Here is a 15,402-nt window from a genome sequence, read left to right as displayed (position 1 = left end):
AGAACGGCTTAAGGGGGGTTGGGGAACTCCACCGGCAGGACCTCCACGCTACCGTAGGACATGCCCACCGTGCGCTCTGTGGTCAAGCCTCCGCCCACCGACACAAAAGCACCGTTGATTCGGTAAATACTCGACGCAGCCACACCACCCGTTGGCCGACCGCCCTCCGTGGCGCCGACAAGCCGTCCGGGCGTGTGAATCACCAGATAGCGGGCCTCGATTGGCACAGCCACATCCAGTGTCCTGGTACTGCAAGAGGCTCCTGCGGCACAGCTGCCGGGGCTTTGTTCAGTGTTGTCGAGCGTGACCAGAACCCGCCATTGCGCGTCAGCGAAGGTCGCCGCTGGAAAAAACACCGGTGCCCATCGACCGGTGCCCAGCAGGCTCTGTGGCCAGGCGCCGGACGCCAAGGCGAGATGCTGGGGTGGCTTGCCTGAACCAGCCAAATCCACGATCGCATACCGGCTGTTGCCGGTCGAAAAAGCAAGCACCGGCCCGTGCTCCGGAATCTGGACCGAAAAGGGCCGCGGCTGCCAGGGCGTTGCCGCTTGAGCGCTCAGGCCCGCACAGCAAGGCGGCGCCTGCTGCACGAGTTCTGCCTTTTGGGCAGCAATGTTGTTGCACCCGGTCATCGCCAAGGCCAATGGAAAGGTGCAAATCCAGCAAATGCGGATGTGAGGCAGCTTCATGGTGAGGAAAGGCGATGGACTCGGAACTGGGAATGCCAGTCTGCCTCAACTTGCCAGCCAACCCTCCTTCCTCGGTCAGCCCCCGCAACCCATACCTGCGGATGCCTGTGCTGCTTCGTCGCCATCGCAGAAGCGGCCAGCATGATCGGCGGACTTGGCGGGTGCACGGCCGGCGCCGAGCCGTGGTTCAGCGCTGGTCTATTCACGCGGCGCAACACGCGTAGCCAGCGGCGCCGGACGGAAATCCGGCAGAAAGCGGCAGGTGGACGGGAAGCTCGCCTGGGCTTGCACGCAGGCGGCGCTGACCGACACCGGCGAAGGCTTGCGCTGCTGCGTCACCCAGCCCTGCAGCTGGCCCAGCAGCGCGACGTAGGTCGCGTCGCTGAGGTAGCTGTGCGAGCTGTCGTCGGAGAAGGTCTGCACCAGCGTGTCGGCGTGGCCGGCCTTGGCCATGGTGGCGGCAAAGCTGTTGTCCATCTCGACGAAGGCCGTCAGGTCGTGCACGCCGTGCACGGTGAGCACCGGCACCGGAATGCGGCCCCCCAGGTCGGCGGCCTGCGAGAAGGCGGCGAGCGCGGTTGGGTCTGGCGCGTAGCGTGCCACGCGGGCGTTCAGCGCGTCGTCGTCGGCCGAGCCCTGGTAACGCACGCCGAGGTTGCCGAACACACTCCTGCCGTAACGCTGCGCGATGTCCTGGAAGTGGAAGGTGGCCCAGGTCAGGTGCGGCAGGATGGCCGATTCGGGCAGGCGCAGCACGGTGGTGAGCGTTTTCAGGCGCTCGGCCTGCGCGGGGCTGCGCTGGGCAGCGGGGTGCACCAGGCCCAGGCATTCGTCGGCCCGTGCAGCGAGGTCGGTTCGGGTCATCTTCGCGCCTTCGGGCAGGCCCATCCACAACGGGTACTGCGGCTCGTCCGGGCGCGGATGGTTGCCGCACAGCGCCTGGTAGACCGCGCGCAGGTCCAGTCGGATGTCGTAGGCCTTGCTGCCGCCGGCCAGCACACCGCTGGTCAGCAGCACCGCGTCGTACGGCCGGCCCGCGGTGTAGGTCTCGGCCGCCTTGGCGGCCACGCTGGCGCCCCAGGACTGGCCGTGCAGCAGCGTGAGCTTCGGCGTGACGACGTGCTGCAGGAAGATGTGGCGCAGCCGCTCGGTGTCTTCGGCCGCAGCACGCACCGCCACGCCGCCCTGGTGGAAGCTGGAGGCCGCCCAGGCGTAGCCGGCTCGCGGCACCACGGACCAGCGGTCCAGGTCTTCCTCCACGCGCTTGAGCGTGGGCGTGCCCAGCAGCGGGCCGCCGTGTGCATGCAGCACCAGCGTGCCGTTCCAGTCCGGCGGCATCACGATGATGTAGACGGCACCGGCGCTGTCGCGGCCCTGCAGGCAGCGCGTGCCGGCCGCCAGTTCCTTGGGGCAGGCCATGGCCTGCGGCGCGGCCTCCGGCGGGAAATCCGCTGGCGATGGCACAGATGGGGTCTGCGCGCAGGCAACCAGCAACAGCGCGGCGACAAGGCAGATGAAACGTTTCACGGGAGTCGACTCCTGGGGCAATGCGCATCAGGACACATGAGGCGCCCGGCGATTGTCCGGGCAGCCGGCGTTCTTGTCGCTGTCGATGCGGCGCTGGCGCGCTATGCTCCGCGAGTCCTGGCAAACCCGTAGAAACCGAGTCGATGCGCCTGCTGCTGGTGGAAGACGACCGCATGATTGGCGACAGCCTGCGGGCCGCGCTGCGCCCGGAAGGCTTTGCGGTTGACTGGGTGCGCGACGTGGCCGCGGCCCGCGCGGCACTCTCCACAGAGCGTTTCGACCTGGTGCTGCTGGACCTGGGCCTGCCACCCGGTGGACCGACCAGCGGGCCGGACAGCGCCGCCGCCGCGCTCGGCCAGGACGGCCTGACGCTGCTGCGCGAGCTGCGCCAGCGCGGTGACAGCACCCCGGTCATCGTGCTGACCGCGCGTGACGGCCCCGGCGACCGGGTGCGCGGGCTGGACACCGGTGCCGACGACTACCTGGTCAAGCCCTTCGAGTTCGACGAGTTGCGCGCCCGCATGCGCGCAGTGCAGCGCCGCCATGGCGGCCGGGCCCAGCCGGTGCTGCAGCATGGCGCAATCGTGCTGGACCCCGCGGCGCACCAGGTGACCGTGGACGGCCAGCCGGTGCTGCTGTCGGCGCGTGAATACGCGGTGCTGGAGGCGCTGATGCAGCGGCCCGGCGCGCTGCTCTCGCGGGCCCAGCTGGAGGACAGGCTGTACGGCTGGGGCGAGGAGATCGAGAGCAATGCGGTGTCGGTCTATGTGCACCAGCTGCGCCGCAAGCTGGGCGCGGAGCGCATCGGCAATGTGCGCGGCGTGGGTTACTTCCTGACGCCGGTTTCGCACAGCGGGCCGGCCAGCGCGTGAGACCCGTTTTGCCACCACGCGTTCAGGGGGCCGAGCGCCGGGCCGCTCCCAAGCCGGCCCCCATCCCCTCGGGGGATCGAACGGCGTATTCGCCGGGCGAGGGGTTGTCATGAGTTTCGGCTCCATCCGTTGGCGGCTGATGCTGGCGCTGGTGGTCGTGCTGGCGCTGGCCACCGCCACCACCGCCGGCCTGACCTACCGCGCCGTGCTGGCCGAGACCGAGGCGCTGTTCGACTACCAGCTCAGCCAGATGGCGCTCTCGCTGCGCGACCAGGGCGCGATTGCGCCGGACGAGGCCCGCGCGCTGGCCGACGAGCAGCTGGACTTCGTGGTGCAGATCTGGACCGTGGACGGCCGCAGCATCTATGCCTCGCGGCTGCACCCCACGCTGCCGGCGCGTGCCGTCCTGGGCCTGGCCGACGTGAACGTCAACGGCGAGGTCTGGCGCACTTTTGGCGTGGCCTCGGAGGGCCGGGTGATCCAGGTCGCACAGCCCGAGCGCATCCGCAGCCGGCTGGCCGCGCAGGCCGCGCTGCACAGCGTGGCCCCGCTGGCCTGGCTGGCGCTGCCGCTGCTGCTGGTGCTGTGGTGGGTGCTGGGCCTTTTGACCCGACCGCTGCGCAAGCTGGCAGCCGATGTGCAGCAGCGTGACGCGGTGGCCCTGGGGCCCTTGCCCGAAGCCGGGCTGCCGGACGAGGTGCGCCCGCTGGTCAGCGCGCTGAACGCCTTGCTGATGCGGCTGGGCGACTCGCTGGCCACGCAGCGCGCATTCGTGGCCGACGCCGCGCACGAGCTGCGCTCGCCGCTGACCGCGCTGAAGCTGCAGCTGCGGGTGCTGCAGGCGGCCCCCGACGCCGCCGCGCGCGACGAGGCGCTGGCCGCGTTGGCCGCGGGCATCGAACGCTCGGCGCGGCTGGTCGAGCAACTGCTGGCGCTGGCCCGCAGCGAGCCCGGCCCGGCCGGCCATCCGGCGCCGCTGGACCTGGCGGCCGTCGCGCGCGACGCGTTGGCAGACCTGTGGCCGCTGGCCCAGGCGCGGCAGATCCGGCTGTCGCTGGAAGCCCCGCAGCCACTGCGGCTGGACGGTGACCGCGCCGGCCTGTTTGCACTGGTGCGCAACCTGGTGGACAACGCGCTGCGCTACGGCCGCGAAGGCGGCCAGGTCATGGTCGCGCTGGCGCTGCAGAGCGACGGCAGCGCGCTGCTCACGGTGGACGACGACGGCCCCGGCATCCCGCCCGAAGACCGCGCCCGCGCCTTCGACCGCTTCTGGCGCCGCGACCCGGGCCAGGGCGATGGCGCAGGCCTCGGGCTGGCGATTGCCGCGGCCGTTGCGCGCCGCCACGGCGCCAGCATCACGCTGGCCGACTCGCCACTGGGCGGGCTGCGGGTGCAGGTCAAATTCAGCCTGCAGCCGGACGGCGCCGGTGGCTGACGCCAGCCTGGCGTCTCAGACGTCCGCGCCAGCATGCGCGTCGGCGGCCACCGGTTCGTCCGCCTCGCCCGGCACCGCCACGCCGCCATGGCCGACCATCGAGACGACCGGCGGCCGCCGCGCCGCCGTCACCGCATGCAGACCGACAAAACGCTCGCCCAGGTCCGCCGCCTGCTGCTCCACCAGCCGCCGCTGCGGCCCGCGGTAAACCCCGGCCCAGCACAGCAAGGGCTCCGGCGCCAGCACATACAGCCGCTGCACCTCGTCGCCCGGCCCGAGGTAACGCTCCTGCGAGAGCAGCAAATCCCGCCCGGCGCCGGCAAAACTGCGCAGCGTCGTCAGGTCTTTTTCCACCTCCGGCGCACCGCGCGGCAAATACCGCAGCATCACCACGCCAATCAACTGGCCCGCATGACAAATGGCCAGGTCCGGCACCCGCAAACGCCCTTGCTGGCCGACAAACACCGGCTCCACGTAAATGCGCCGCTGCATGTCACGGGCTTTGAAACCCGCCATCAGCGCGTGGCCGAAATACAGCTGCAGCCCGCGCTCGGAATCGATCATCTGATCGGCGTAGGCCTCGTCCATCACCCGCTGCCAGGCCTCGGCCAGGCATTGCTTCAGCAAGCTTCTGCTCATCGTGGAAACTCCTGCAGCAAGCCAAGCCGCCGCGTGAAGGGGTATTGCTGAATTGTCCCCTCTGACTTGAATCAGTGGGCGCGCACTTACCCGGACCCGGTACGTACGAGGGTTACCCGGCACTGCAACCCGAGCCATTTGGCCAGACCTGCAGTGGGTTTGGAAATCCCCAAGGCTTAATCCTCGCCTAACCCAGCGCTAACGCTGCCCTCATTCCCCTTCAGCACAGTGCAAACCAAGCGGCCGAAAGCCGCAGTGTTCTGTGTCCATCCCGAAGGAGCCCATTTCATGAGCAGCAACAGCAAGCAAGCCGGCCGGGTGTCGACCTTGTCGACGGTGGTCATCACCGCCGGGGTCACGGCTGCTGTCGTCGCGGCAGGCAGTGCCGGGGCGATCGACTTCAAGAGCCTGTTTGGCGGCGACAAGTCGCAGCAGCAGTCATCACAGCAGGTGGCCAGCGCCTCGCCGGTGAACGGCGGCGCCGTGGCCGGTGCGGCCATGGTGCCGGCCGCCCCCATCGCCCCGTTGCCGCCCGGCGCCGTGCCGGACTATCGCGCCATCGTCAAGCAGGCCGGCCCGGCGGTGGTCGGCGTGACGGTCGCCGGCGAGCGCAAGCCCGATGCCGACGAAGAAAGCGCCGACATCGAGAACGACCCGTTCTTCCAGTTCTTCCGCGGCATGCCCGGCATGCAGCGCGGCCAGCGCGCGCGGCCGCAGGCCAAGGTGCCGTTCAAGGGCCTGGGCTCGGGCTTCGTGATCTCGGCCGACGGCCTGATCCTGACCAACGCCCATGTGGTGCGCGACGCCAAGGACGTCACCGTCAAGCTCAGCGACCACCGCGAATACAAGGCCAAGGTGCTGGGCGCCGACCCGGTGACCGACATCGCGGTGCTGCGCATCGAAGCCAAGAACCTGCCCGTCGTGCGGCTGGGCAATTCGGACGAGCTCGAAGTGGGCGACCGCGTGCTGGCCATCGGCGCGCCTTACGGGCTGGAGCAGACGGCGACGCAAGGCATCGTCTCCGCCAAGGGCCGCTCGCTGCCGAACGATGCGGTGGTGCCGTTCATCCAGACCGACGCCGCCGTCAACCCCGGCAACTCCGGTGGCCCGCTGTTCGACGGCGTGGGCTCGGTGGTCGGCATCAACGCGCAGATCTACTCGCAAAGCGGCGGCTTCCAGGGGGTGAGCTTCGCGATCCCGATCAACGTGGCGCTGAAGGTCAAGGACCAGATCGTCGCCACCGGCGAGGCCCGCCACGGCCGACTCGGCGTGTCGGTGCAGGAAGTCAACCAGGCGCTGGCCGAGTCCTTCGGCATGGGCAAGCCCGAAGGCGCGCTGGTGGCCAAGGTCGAGAAGGGCAGCGCCGCGGCCAAGGCCGGCGTGCAGGCCGGCGACGTGATCACGGCGGTCGACGGCCGGCCGGTGCGCGAATCGGGCACGCTGCCCAGCCTGATCGGCCTCGCGGCACCGGGCGACAAGGTGGCGCTGACCGTCTGGCGCGAAGGCAAGCAGCACACGCTGGATGCCAAGCTGGACGGCGTGCCGTCCGAACGCGGCCTGCAGGCCAAGGCCGGCAGCGGCGAGGCCGACGGCCCGCAACTCGGCCTGGCGCTGCGCGACCTGAACAAGGCCGAGAAGCGCGAAGCCGGCGTGGCCCAAGGCCTGCTGATCGAGGACACCGAGGGCGCCGCGGCCCGCGCCGGCATCCAGGCCGGCGACGTGCTGCTGGCCGTCAACGGCCGCCCGGTGCAGACGCTGGACGACGTGCGCGCGGTGCTGAAGCAGCATCCGAAGCAGGTAGCGCTGCTGGTCAAGCGCGACGGCGACACGCTGTTCGTGCCGGTGCCGTTGAGCTGACGGGGCACCCGGCCTCGCGAATGCGCGAGGCCGGGTGGAGCGGCCCGGCGCTGACCCGAGCGGCGGGTGGCCCGGCTCGCCGGGCCACCCTGGCAGAATGCAGCCGCCCGATGTTGGGCGTGAGATCTCTTGGAAAATCGATGAACCGTCAGGAACTGATCGAACTGGTTGCGACGCAGCATGGCCTGAGCAAGGCCGAAGCCGGCAGGGTGCTGGTGACGCTGCTGGACGCGGTCGTCAACACCGTCAAGAAGGGCGGCACCGTGACACTGCCAGGCTTCGGCTCGTTCAAGCAGACCACCCGTGCTGCACGCACCGGCCGCAACCCGGCCACCGGCGACAAGCTCAAGATCGCCGCCATGAAGCTGCCGAAGTTCACCGCGGGCTCGGCTTTCAAGGCCGCCGTGGACCCGAAGGCCGCGGCGCGCAAGGCGGCCAGGGCCGCCACCGCCGTGCCGGCCAAGAAGGCAGCTGTGAAGGCCGCCGCCAAGGCGCCTGCCAAGAAGGCTGCGGCCAAGAAGAAGGCCTGAGGCCAGCGCCCTTGCAGGCTGACAAGGCCCGCCCGCGCAAGCCGGCGGGCCTTGTCGTTTTCAGGCGCCTCTATTCCGGACCTACAAGGCCAGCTGCTTCAGCGCCTCGCTGGCCTCGGGACGAGCGGGCTGCAGCTGGGCCAGCTCGCTCAGCAGCGCGCGGGCCGCGGGCGGGTCGCTGGGCGCCAGCGCGGTGGCCATGCGCAGCAGCGGGTTGTAGGCCGGCCGGAAATCCGGGCTGGTGTGCAGCACGGCCAGCAGCGGCGCCTGGACCTGGGCCAGCATTTCGCGGGCGTTGCGGGCGGGCCGCACGTCTCGGCCGGCGGCGATGAACTGACGGCGGGCCTGGCCGTAGGCTGACAGGCGCTGCAGCCACACGGCGTCGGCCGTCATCACTTGCGCGGGCTGCACCGAGACCTCGGCGAGCAGCGCCAGCAGGCGGTCGCGCGGCAGCGACTCGGGCGCGTAGGTGACGCGCGGCGCGAGGTAGGCGACGACGGGGTGGTCGTCGGTGTTGGCGGGGGCGTGGGCGGCGAAACGCTGCAGCGCCGTGGTGTCGGCCACGAAGCTGCCGAGCAGCGCGAAGTCATCGTCCAGGCCAAAGGCGGCCAGGCCGCGCGGGCCAGCGTTGCGGGCCAGGCCGGCGCGCAATGCGGCGGCGTCGAAGCGAAGGTCGTCGGCCCGGCCGACCAGGCCCAGCACGGGGGTCTCCAGGCTGTCGCTGGCGAGGATGGCGCTGGCTTGCGGGTAGGCCAGCAGGAAGGACTGCACGATGCTGCGCAGCGTCGCGCGGTCCAGCTGGTGCAGCGGCAGCCACTGGCAGAACACACCGCCGGCCGCCAGGCGCGCGCGCACCGCCTGGAAATGCTCGACGGTGTAGAGCGAGCCCGAGCCGCTGCGGGCAGGGTGGAAGTTGTCGGAGACGATCACGTCGTAGCGCGTGTCGCCGGCGCGCACGAAGCGGCGGGCATCGGCCGCCACGGGATGCAGGCGCGGCGCGTCGACGAACAGGTGCGACGCGACGATGACCTCGGGCAGCAGCTCGGCCACGTCGACCTGCAGCTGCGGGTCTTCGGCCGCGACCGACGAGGTGACGCCGGTGCCCATGCCGAGGAACAGCGCGCGCTGCGGCGCCGGGTGCAGCAGCAGCGGCAGCAAGGCTTGGCGCCCGTCCACCAGCCGCGTGGCGCTGCTGCCTTCCTGCTGGCGGTTGTTGATGCGCAGGCGGGAGACGCCCCGTGCGTCTTCGACCACGCTGACCGCGGCCATCGCGCCTTCCTGGTAGCTCACCAGCCTGCCGCCTTCGGGCAGCTCGACGAAGGCCAGCGGCGGCGCCAGCACGGTGACTGCGAGCACCACCACTGCCGGTGCCCAGCTGCCAACCCGCCAGCGCGCGCCACCACTTCGCAGCAGCAGGTAGCCGGCGGCCACCAGCAGCAGCCCGCCCTTGGGGCCGAGCAGCGGCACCAGCAAGACGCCAAACAGCAGCGGGGCCAACGCCGCGCCCAGCGTGTTGACGCCCAGTGCACGGCCCAGGCTCAGGCCGCGAGCCATCGCGCGGGCGCTCAGCTCACTGAACAAGGCGCCCATCACCAGCGTGGGCAGGCCGAAGGCCAGCAGCGCCAGCAAGGCTTCGACGCTGAGCGCTGCGGCCATGCCGCCGCCCGTGGCGGCGAGCCAGCCATCTCGCACCCACTCGGCCGCCCACAGGCTGCCAGTGCCCAGCAGGCAGGCCACGGACAGGGCGCTGAGCAGGCGGTTGGCGAGGCGCTCATCGTCCACCGCACCCGGCTTTCGCAACCGGGCCAGCAGCGCTGCGCCCAGTGAGGTGCCCACCAGGTAGACCGCCAGCAGCAGTGCAAAGGTGTAGACCGTGTCTTCGGTGACCTGGCTCAGCACGCGCACCACCAGCACTTCGTAGCCCAGGCCCAGCAGGCCGGTGAGCGCAAAACGCATCATGGGGCCGCGGGTGTCGCCGTGGATGGCGCGAGCCTCGGCAGGCAATGCGTCGCCAGCAAAGGCGCGCCAGGCGACCATGGCGCAGAGCAGGTTCAAGGCTACGCAGCAAGCGGCCGTGCGCGCCAGGCCCAAGGCAGGCAGCAGCCAGAACGCGGAGGCCAGCACGCCGACGACGGCGCCCAGCGTGTTGCTGGCGTACAGCGCCGCGAGCGCGCGGCCGGGCTGTGCAGCGCCCAGCAGTTGCTGGCCGACACGCTCCATCGCCGGCAGCGTTGCGCCCATGGCCGCGGTGGCCGGCAACAGCAGCAGGAACATGCCGCCAAACGCGACCGTCCATTGCCAGGCGGCGCTGGGCTGCGGACCGGTGATGGCCAGCAGCGCACCGCTGACCGCCGGCATCAGCAAGATCAGCAACGCCGCCCAGCCGCCGATCAAGGCTTCGCAGGCAGCGTACCAGCGGGCGGGCCGCGGGCTGCGCGCAATGCGTGGGCCCATCAGCAGCGCGCCCAGCGCCAGCCCGCCGAAGAACGCCGCCACGACCGCCAGCACCGCGGCCGACTCGTGGCCCAGCCACAGCGCGCCCTGCTGCGCCCAGACGACCTGGTAACCCAGGCCGGCAAAGCCGGAGGCCAGCATCAGGCCATGCGCGGCCCACACGCGTTTCGCCGCCATCGCTTCAGCCGGAGAACCCGATGGTGTAGCCCCAGGAGTCCAGCCGCGCCGGGATCGCATTGAAGGCCAGCGTGATGCGCTGCTCGCCCTGGTTGGGCGGCACGGCGTGCATCAGGTAGCTGGGAAACAGCACCAGGTCGCCGGGTTCTGGCGGCGGGCTGATCCACTTGTCGGCGTTGTACGGGCCGGTGACGACGCCGGCATGGTCGTTCTTGAACGAAAAGTCGGTACCGCCAGGCGCCTTGATGAACACGGTGCGTGCGCTGGGGTGGGTGGGTGTCAGGTAGACCACGCCGGAGATGAAGCTGTTGGCATGGTTGTGCATGGCTTGCTGGCCGCCTTGCTCGAGCACGTTGACCCACATCTCCTTGAGCGCCCAGGGCATGCGCTGGCCAAACAGCAGCGCGCCGAACTCGGAGAGCTGCGGCGTGAGCAGGCCCGCCACGTCCACCAGCAGCGGGCTGTCGCTGGGGCGCAGCATGCTGGTGTGCGACAGCAGCGCCGAGCCGTTGTTCTGCTGCTGCGCCTGGGCCGCGAAATGCGCCACCAGCGCGGCCACCAGGGCCGGCGGCAGCGCGCCGGGCACGCGCATGAAGGGCGTGGCGAACAATCCGTGAATTTCAGCCATGGCTTGTAGACCTCAACCGAAGATGGCGGCCACGCGCAGCCAGGACCAGTAGGCCGCGATCGAGCCGATCATGTACAGCACGACGCTGCGCGCCTTGGCCAGCTGCGGCCAGCGGCTGCACAACTTCCACAGCAGCATCGCCGCGCCCACCGTCATCAGCTGGCCGATCTCGACGCCGACGTTGAAGGTCAGCAGCGCCACAGGCAGGTGGTTCTCGGGCAGGCCGATCTCCTTGAGCGCGCCGGCGAAGCCCAGGCCGTGCACCAGGCCGAACAGGAAGGCCACCAGCGCCGGCCAGCGCCGCGCCAGCGTCTCGCGCTTGTGCAGCGCTTCGCCGGCCACCAGCACGATGGACAGTGCGATCGTTGCCTCCACGGGCGGCGGGCGTAGCGTCAGGATGCCCAGCGCGCTGAGCGCCAGCGTCAGGCTGTGGGCGGCGGTGAAGGCGGTGATGGTCCAGACCAGGCGGCGCTGGAAGCCGACCAGCAGCAGCAGGCTGATGACAAACAGCAGGTGGTCCACGCCGCTGAGGATGTGCTCGACCCCCAGCACCGTGTAGGCGGTGGCGACCTCGCGCCAGCTGCGGCCATCGTCGGCCGCGCCGTAGAGGTGCACCGAGGGCTGGCCGGCGGTCAGCGTGTAGACCCGCGCGTCGCCATTGAGCCAGTAGACCTTGACCAGCGCGGCCGAGTAGCGATCACCCACGCCAGTGATGGACAGAGTGCCGGTCAGGCCGGCCTCGCCGCAGTGCAGCACGTTCTCCTCGGCCTGGCAACCTTCGGGCCAGACGGGGGTCAGGTCATCGCTGGCGGCGCGCTTCTCGGCGGCGGCCCACATCCAGTAGAACTCGCCGTGCGAGACTTCGCGCAGCTGCATCTCGGCCATGCTGAGCTCGTGCGCGCCAGCAACCGGGCCGAGCGCCAGCAGCAACGCAGCCAACAAGCCGCGCAGCATCACATTCAGGGACCTCATTTCGCATCCTCGTAGCGGATGTTGTACTTCTTGGCCAGCAGCTGCACCGCGGCGCTGCGCTGCTCGGACAGCGTGGCATCGGTCCAGTCCTGCTGCACCACCGGGCGCAACACCTCGAACTGCGCCGGCTTGGCCGGGCTCACGGCCTCCAGCCGCACGGCGCGCCAGCCCTCGCGGGTCTTCTCGGCGCGCCATTCGCCCACCGGCGCGGTTTCCAGCGCCTTGGCAAAGTCTTCGCCGTAGCTCAGCACCAGGTTCTGGTGCGGCCTGCCCTTGAAGACCCGCAGGCCGGCCTTGGCATCGCCCGGCGTGCCGGCGTTGAGCTCGGTGACGAAGGCGCGCACGGCGGCCTCGGAGCTGTCGCCGTCCAGCGCGGCTTCCTGGAAGTCGAAGCGGGCGGGCTCGTCGTATTTCGCGCGGTGCGATTCGAACCACTTCTGCAGCGTCGCGTCATCGGCGGGTGGCAGCTTGGTGTTGGCGTCCACCACGCTCAGCGCCTTGAAGATCACGCGATCACGGATCGCGCTGTCGCCGCGGTCGACCTGCAGCGCCAGGCCTTCGCGGTACAGCACCTCGTTGTCCAGCCAGACCTTGCGCAACGCGGCCAGTTCCTCGGCGTTCGGATCGCGGTTGCGCGAGGCCTTGAAGATCTCGATGGCTTCCTTGTCCACCGCGGCACCGACGACGATGGTGTGCGGGTCGTCGCTGCGGCTGATCAGCAAATGGTCGGCACCGAACAGCAGGGCACCCAGCACGAGGAAGTGCAGCAGCGGCTCGCGGGTCCAGTTCGGCAGCCCGGCACGGGGTGCGGACTGGGCAGCAGCGGGCTTGGCGACAGGATCAACAGGCATCGTCAGCGGAGTGGACATGATTTCTCGACAGAACAACCATAACAACGGAAAAAGGCGCCGCGCGAAATCGCGCGGCGCCGTGCGGCGGTCAAACAACTGCCGCAGGGACGGATGGGTCCAGCCGGCTTACTTGACGCCGGCGACCTTCACCGAACCCTTCACTTCCACGTAGACCGGGTTGCTGTAGAACCACAGGTCAGACCAGGCGGCCACGTCGTACGACACCATCTTCTGGCCGTTGACCACCGCCAGGTGGTTCGGGCAGCCGTTGATCGTGCCGTTGGCGGCCGTCCAGCTCACGCCGTTTTCAGGCACGTTGGTGCCGGCGACCGTGCAGGGGATGCGCAGCTTGCTGGTGTCGTTGGCGTTGGTGAACAGGTCCGACAGCGGGTTGCCGCTGGCATCGGTCTCGTAAGGCGTGGCGGCCGGCAGGTTGCTGCCACGCAGACGCACGTACTGCGAAGCCACCACCGCCGGCAGGCGGTAGGACATGCGCAGGTAGGTCGTGCCGTCGGTCGTCGAGACGATCGAATTCCAGCCCTTGGGCGCGCTGAAGGTCTTGACGATTGCGGCCGAGGTGTTCTTGGCAGCAGCCGGCACGACAGCCAGGTCAGCGGTGACGCCATCAGCGCTCAGCCACGCGGTGTTGCGCGGCCATTCGCCCGAGTAGTCGGCAGCACCCGGCGTCTTGTAGCCCGAGACCATGCCGCGGATCAGGTCCACGTGGTCCAGCACCGGCTTGTTGATCGGCTGGTTCATGCCCACTTGGGCCAGCGACGGGTTGGCGAAGCTGTAAGGCGCGTAGTTGGTGCCAGCCGGGTCGCGCACCGAGATGCCGACCACCACGTCGTCACCCGCGTCCACCACCAGCTTCTCGCCCATCGAGACGCAGTTCGCGTGGTTCACGACGCTGCCCTTTTCGGCACCGGCGTAAGCGTAGTTGCGGACTTGCGAGTCGGACAGGTAGGCCGAGGCGTTGGACTTGCAGACCACCAGGCCCAGGCGGTCGATCAGCTGGCCGTCCACCGCGAAGCTGTTGCCGGTGCGCAGGCCGTCGACGATGGTTTGCGGGCGCAGCTTGTCCTGGCCGTTGCGCACCATCACGAAGTCGCGCTGGTATTCGCCGGGGTAGAAGTCTTGCGACGAGCGGCGGTCATCCGGGCCGAAGATGCCGCGGTTGTGCCAGTCGGAGCTGGAGAAGAACCAGTAGTTGCGGCCTTCGCCCAGCAGTGCGTCCCACACGCCGCCGATCACGCCACCGTACACGCCGGTGCCGCCGTAGGTCGTGCCGCCCACCGAGTCGACCTTGCCGGTCGGGAAGGTGTTGCGCAGGACCTGGTATTCACCGCGGTTGTTGGCAGCGCCGTGGCCCGGGTGGGTCTCGAAGCCGAAGGCGATGTTCGGGGCTGCGTTGTTGAAGTCACGCAGGTGCTCGATGTTGAAGCCGTTGTTGCCGTCCGGGTTGAACGGGCCGGCGCGCTCCAGGTGGGCCGGCACGTAGTAGCTGGCGTTGCCGTGGTTCTGGGCCATCCACTTCAGGGCTTCGACCGTCTTGGCGTGGCCGGTGTTGCCGGAGCCGGTGCCGCTGGCGGGGATCAGCTTGTGCGCGGTGGCGTTCCAGCTCGGGTCGGCGGCATTCAGGCTGCCGGTGACCGAGCAATCCCAGTTGTTGCCGGTGGCGGTGCCGGTGGTGTTGCCGCGGCTGGTGTCGGTGTCGCCACGGTCAAAGCAGTAGGACCACTGGGCCAGCGCATTGGCATTGCCCACGGCCTTGTAGCCCGGGCCGGTCGGCAGCGTGACCTTGTCCAGCTTCTTGGGCATCTGGCCGGTGACGACGGACATCGAGCTGTGCTCGTGGCCGGCGACGACCGATTCCATGCCGATGAACAGCGGCACGTTCTTCTGGGCCGAGAGGTATTCCAGCAGCGGGTACTGGTATTCCTGCACCGACTGCCAACGCCACATGTTGCCGTTGCCGCCCACGCCGCCGCCGTCGCCCTTGATGGCGGCCGCGCCGATGGAATTGGTCCACGTGGTGGTCGGGCCCTGGCCTTCGACAAACGGGTAGGCCGGGGTGCTCAGCGTGGCGTCTTCCACCAGCGTGCAGTTGCGGTTGCCGGTGCCACCGTGGCCGGCTTGCACGAACCAGTCGAGGCCGAAGGTGCCGTCGGTCTTGTCGGTCACCTTGCTGACCAGCTTCTGCATCGAGATCGTGCCGTCCGAGCAGGTGGTGTGGTTGTGGAAGTCGCCGGTGACGTACTTGCCGGAAGGGGTGGATTCGGCCTGGGCGGCCGAGGGAGCGGTGATGGCAGCGGTGCTGCCGATCGCGGCGATGGCAGCCAGCGCAAGCGGGCTCAGGCCAGTTCGGAACTTCATGAAGCTACTCCTGATCGTTGTGTTTGGGACGCGTTGCATCCCGTGGGTGGGCCTGGTTCGGCCAGTGAAGGTCGCCAGGCACCCGAAAAAGGCACTGCGGCGAAGTGCGCATGGTCGTCACATGAGGTGACATCCTCGTGACTGATGGACGAAATCCAGCAAGCTGGCTTCAAGTGCGATGGCTCGACAAACGCAGGCCGGCGCCGGGCCGCCCCAAGCGGCCTGCACAACCCGCCCGGCGGGTGGTTCCGCGTACCCGCGGAGCCGGGTGCCCCACTTCAGCAGGCCGGCGCCGGGCCGCCCCAAGCGGCCTGCGCGACCCGCCCGGCGGGTGGTTCCGCGTACCCGCGGAGCCGGGTGCCCCACTTCAGCAGGCCGGCGCCGGGCCGCCCCAA

The 15,402-nt window shown here is 69.8% G+C and carries 12 protein-coding genes; 4 read left to right on the top strand and 8 right to left on the bottom strand.

Features of this window, described 5'->3' with window-relative positions; translation table 11 throughout:
* Positions 1-8: 8 nt before the first annotated feature.
* Complete coding sequence (locus LRH25_RS00060) at positions 9-689, bottom strand: hypothetical protein (RefSeq protein WP_141290987.1); 681 nt, start codon at positions 687-689, stop codon at positions 9-11.
* Between the two features lie 198 nt (positions 690-887).
* Positions 888-2,216: a hypothetical protein gene (locus LRH25_RS00055; RefSeq protein ID WP_231009980.1), complete on the bottom strand. Its 1,329-nt coding sequence runs from the start codon at positions 2,214-2,216 to the stop codon at positions 888-890.
* Positions 2,217-2,359: 143 nt separating this feature from the next.
* On the opposite strand from LRH25_RS00055, the gene LRH25_RS00050 reads away from it, so the two are divergent.
* Together LRH25_RS00050 and LRH25_RS00045 are read left to right on the top strand one after the other, a co-directional pair.
* Complete coding sequence (locus tag LRH25_RS00050) at positions 2,360-3,088, top strand: response regulator (RefSeq protein WP_231009979.1); 729 nt, start codon at positions 2,360-2,362, stop codon at positions 3,086-3,088.
* A gap of 109 nt (positions 3,089-3,197) precedes the next feature.
* Complete coding sequence (locus LRH25_RS00045; RefSeq protein ID WP_231009978.1) at positions 3,198-4,523, top strand: ATP-binding protein; 1,326 nt, start codon at positions 3,198-3,200, stop codon at positions 4,521-4,523.
* Positions 4,524-4,538: 15 nt separating this feature from the next.
* Here LRH25_RS00045 and LRH25_RS00040 read toward each other — a convergent pair whose 3' ends face one another.
* On the bottom strand, positions 4,539-5,162 hold the full coding sequence (locus LRH25_RS00040) for a hypothetical protein (RefSeq protein WP_231009977.1): 624 nt from the start codon (positions 5,160-5,162) through the stop codon (positions 4,539-4,541).
* Positions 5,163-5,450: 288 nt separating this feature from the next.
* Between LRH25_RS00040 and LRH25_RS00035 the strand changes: the two genes are divergently transcribed.
* A complete protein-coding gene (locus LRH25_RS00035; protein ID WP_231009976.1) occupies positions 5,451-7,019 on the top strand; it encodes a DegQ family serine endoprotease in 1,569 nt (522 codons plus the stop codon).
* A gap of 140 nt (positions 7,020-7,159) precedes the next feature.
* Positions 7,160-7,549 (top strand): HU family DNA-binding protein, encoded by a 390-nt coding sequence (locus LRH25_RS00030; protein WP_231009975.1) that lies wholly within the window; start codon positions 7,160-7,162, stop codon positions 7,547-7,549.
* A gap of 81 nt (positions 7,550-7,630) precedes the next feature.
* Here LRH25_RS00030 and LRH25_RS00025 read toward each other — a convergent pair whose 3' ends face one another.
* The 5 genes from LRH25_RS00025 to LRH25_RS00005 all read right to left on the bottom strand — a co-directional run bounded on the left by LRH25_RS00025 (position 7,631) and on the right by LRH25_RS00005 (position 15,007).
* Positions 7,631-10,180 (bottom strand): fused MFS/spermidine synthase, encoded by a 2,550-nt coding sequence (locus LRH25_RS00025; RefSeq protein ID WP_231009974.1) that lies wholly within the window; start codon positions 10,178-10,180, stop codon positions 7,631-7,633.
* Between the two features lie 4 nt (positions 10,181-10,184).
* Positions 10,185-10,808 (bottom strand): putative 2OG-Fe(II) oxygenase, encoded by a 624-nt coding sequence (locus LRH25_RS00020; RefSeq protein ID WP_141287621.1) that lies wholly within the window; start codon positions 10,806-10,808, stop codon positions 10,185-10,187.
* A gap of 12 nt (positions 10,809-10,820) precedes the next feature.
* Entirely contained in the window at positions 10,821-11,780 is a 960-nt protein-coding gene (locus LRH25_RS00015; RefSeq protein WP_141287620.1) for a HupE/UreJ family protein, read from the bottom strand.
* On the bottom strand, positions 11,777-12,631 hold the full coding sequence (locus LRH25_RS00010) for a peptidylprolyl isomerase (RefSeq protein ID WP_231009973.1): 855 nt from the start codon (positions 12,629-12,631) through the stop codon (positions 11,777-11,779). Before LRH25_RS00010 ends, LRH25_RS00015 begins: the two co-directional genes overlap by 4 nt.
* Positions 12,632-12,757: 126 nt before the next feature.
* Positions 12,758-15,007: a hypothetical protein gene (locus LRH25_RS00005; protein ID WP_141287618.1), complete on the bottom strand. Its 2,250-nt coding sequence runs from the start codon at positions 15,005-15,007 to the stop codon at positions 12,758-12,760.
* Positions 15,008-15,402: the final 395 nt, after the last annotated feature.

The organism is Ideonella azotifigens (assembly GCF_021043325.1).
GTDB lineage: Bacteria > Pseudomonadota > Gammaproteobacteria > Burkholderiales > Burkholderiaceae_C > Ideonella > Ideonella azotifigens.
The sequence above is the reverse complement of the archived record's forward strand: the minus strand, read 5'-3'. Positions and strand labels throughout refer to the sequence as shown.

What these genes read in the sequence shown, in the direction of transcription:
- LRH25_RS00045 (WP_231009978.1), top strand. Translation starts at nt 3,198, where the DNA reads ATGAGTTTCGGCTCCATCCGTTGGCGGCTGATGCTGGCGCTGGTGGTC.
- LRH25_RS00010 (WP_231009973.1), bottom strand. Translation starts at nt 12,631, where the DNA reads ATGCCTGTTGATCCTGTCGCCAAGCCCGCTGCTGCCCAGTCCGCACCC.
- LRH25_RS00005 (WP_141287618.1), bottom strand. Translation starts at nt 15,007, where the DNA reads ATGAAGTTCCGAACTGGCCTGAGCCCGCTTGCGCTGGCTGCCATCGCC.
- LRH25_RS00020 (WP_141287621.1), bottom strand. Translation starts at nt 10,808, where the DNA reads ATGGCTGAAATTCACGGATTGTTCGCCACGCCCTTCATGCGCGTGCCC.
- LRH25_RS00060 (WP_141290987.1), bottom strand. Translation starts at nt 689, where the DNA reads ATGAAGCTGCCTCACATCCGCATTTGCTGGATTTGCACCTTTCCATTG.
- LRH25_RS00025 (WP_231009974.1), bottom strand. Translation starts at nt 10,180, where the DNA reads ATGGCGGCGAAACGCGTGTGGGCCGCGCATGGCCTGATGCTGGCCTCC.
- LRH25_RS00035 (WP_231009976.1), top strand. Translation starts at nt 5,451, where the DNA reads ATGAGCAGCAACAGCAAGCAAGCCGGCCGGGTGTCGACCTTGTCGACG.
- LRH25_RS00050 (WP_231009979.1), top strand. Translation starts at nt 2,360, where the DNA reads ATGCGCCTGCTGCTGGTGGAAGACGACCGCATGATTGGCGACAGCCTG.
- LRH25_RS00015 (WP_141287620.1), bottom strand. Translation starts at nt 11,780, where the DNA reads ATGAGGTCCCTGAATGTGATGCTGCGCGGCTTGTTGGCTGCGTTGCTG.
- LRH25_RS00030 (WP_231009975.1), top strand. Translation starts at nt 7,160, where the DNA reads ATGAACCGTCAGGAACTGATCGAACTGGTTGCGACGCAGCATGGCCTG.
- LRH25_RS00040 (WP_231009977.1), bottom strand. Translation starts at nt 5,162, where the DNA reads ATGAGCAGAAGCTTGCTGAAGCAATGCCTGGCCGAGGCCTGGCAGCGG.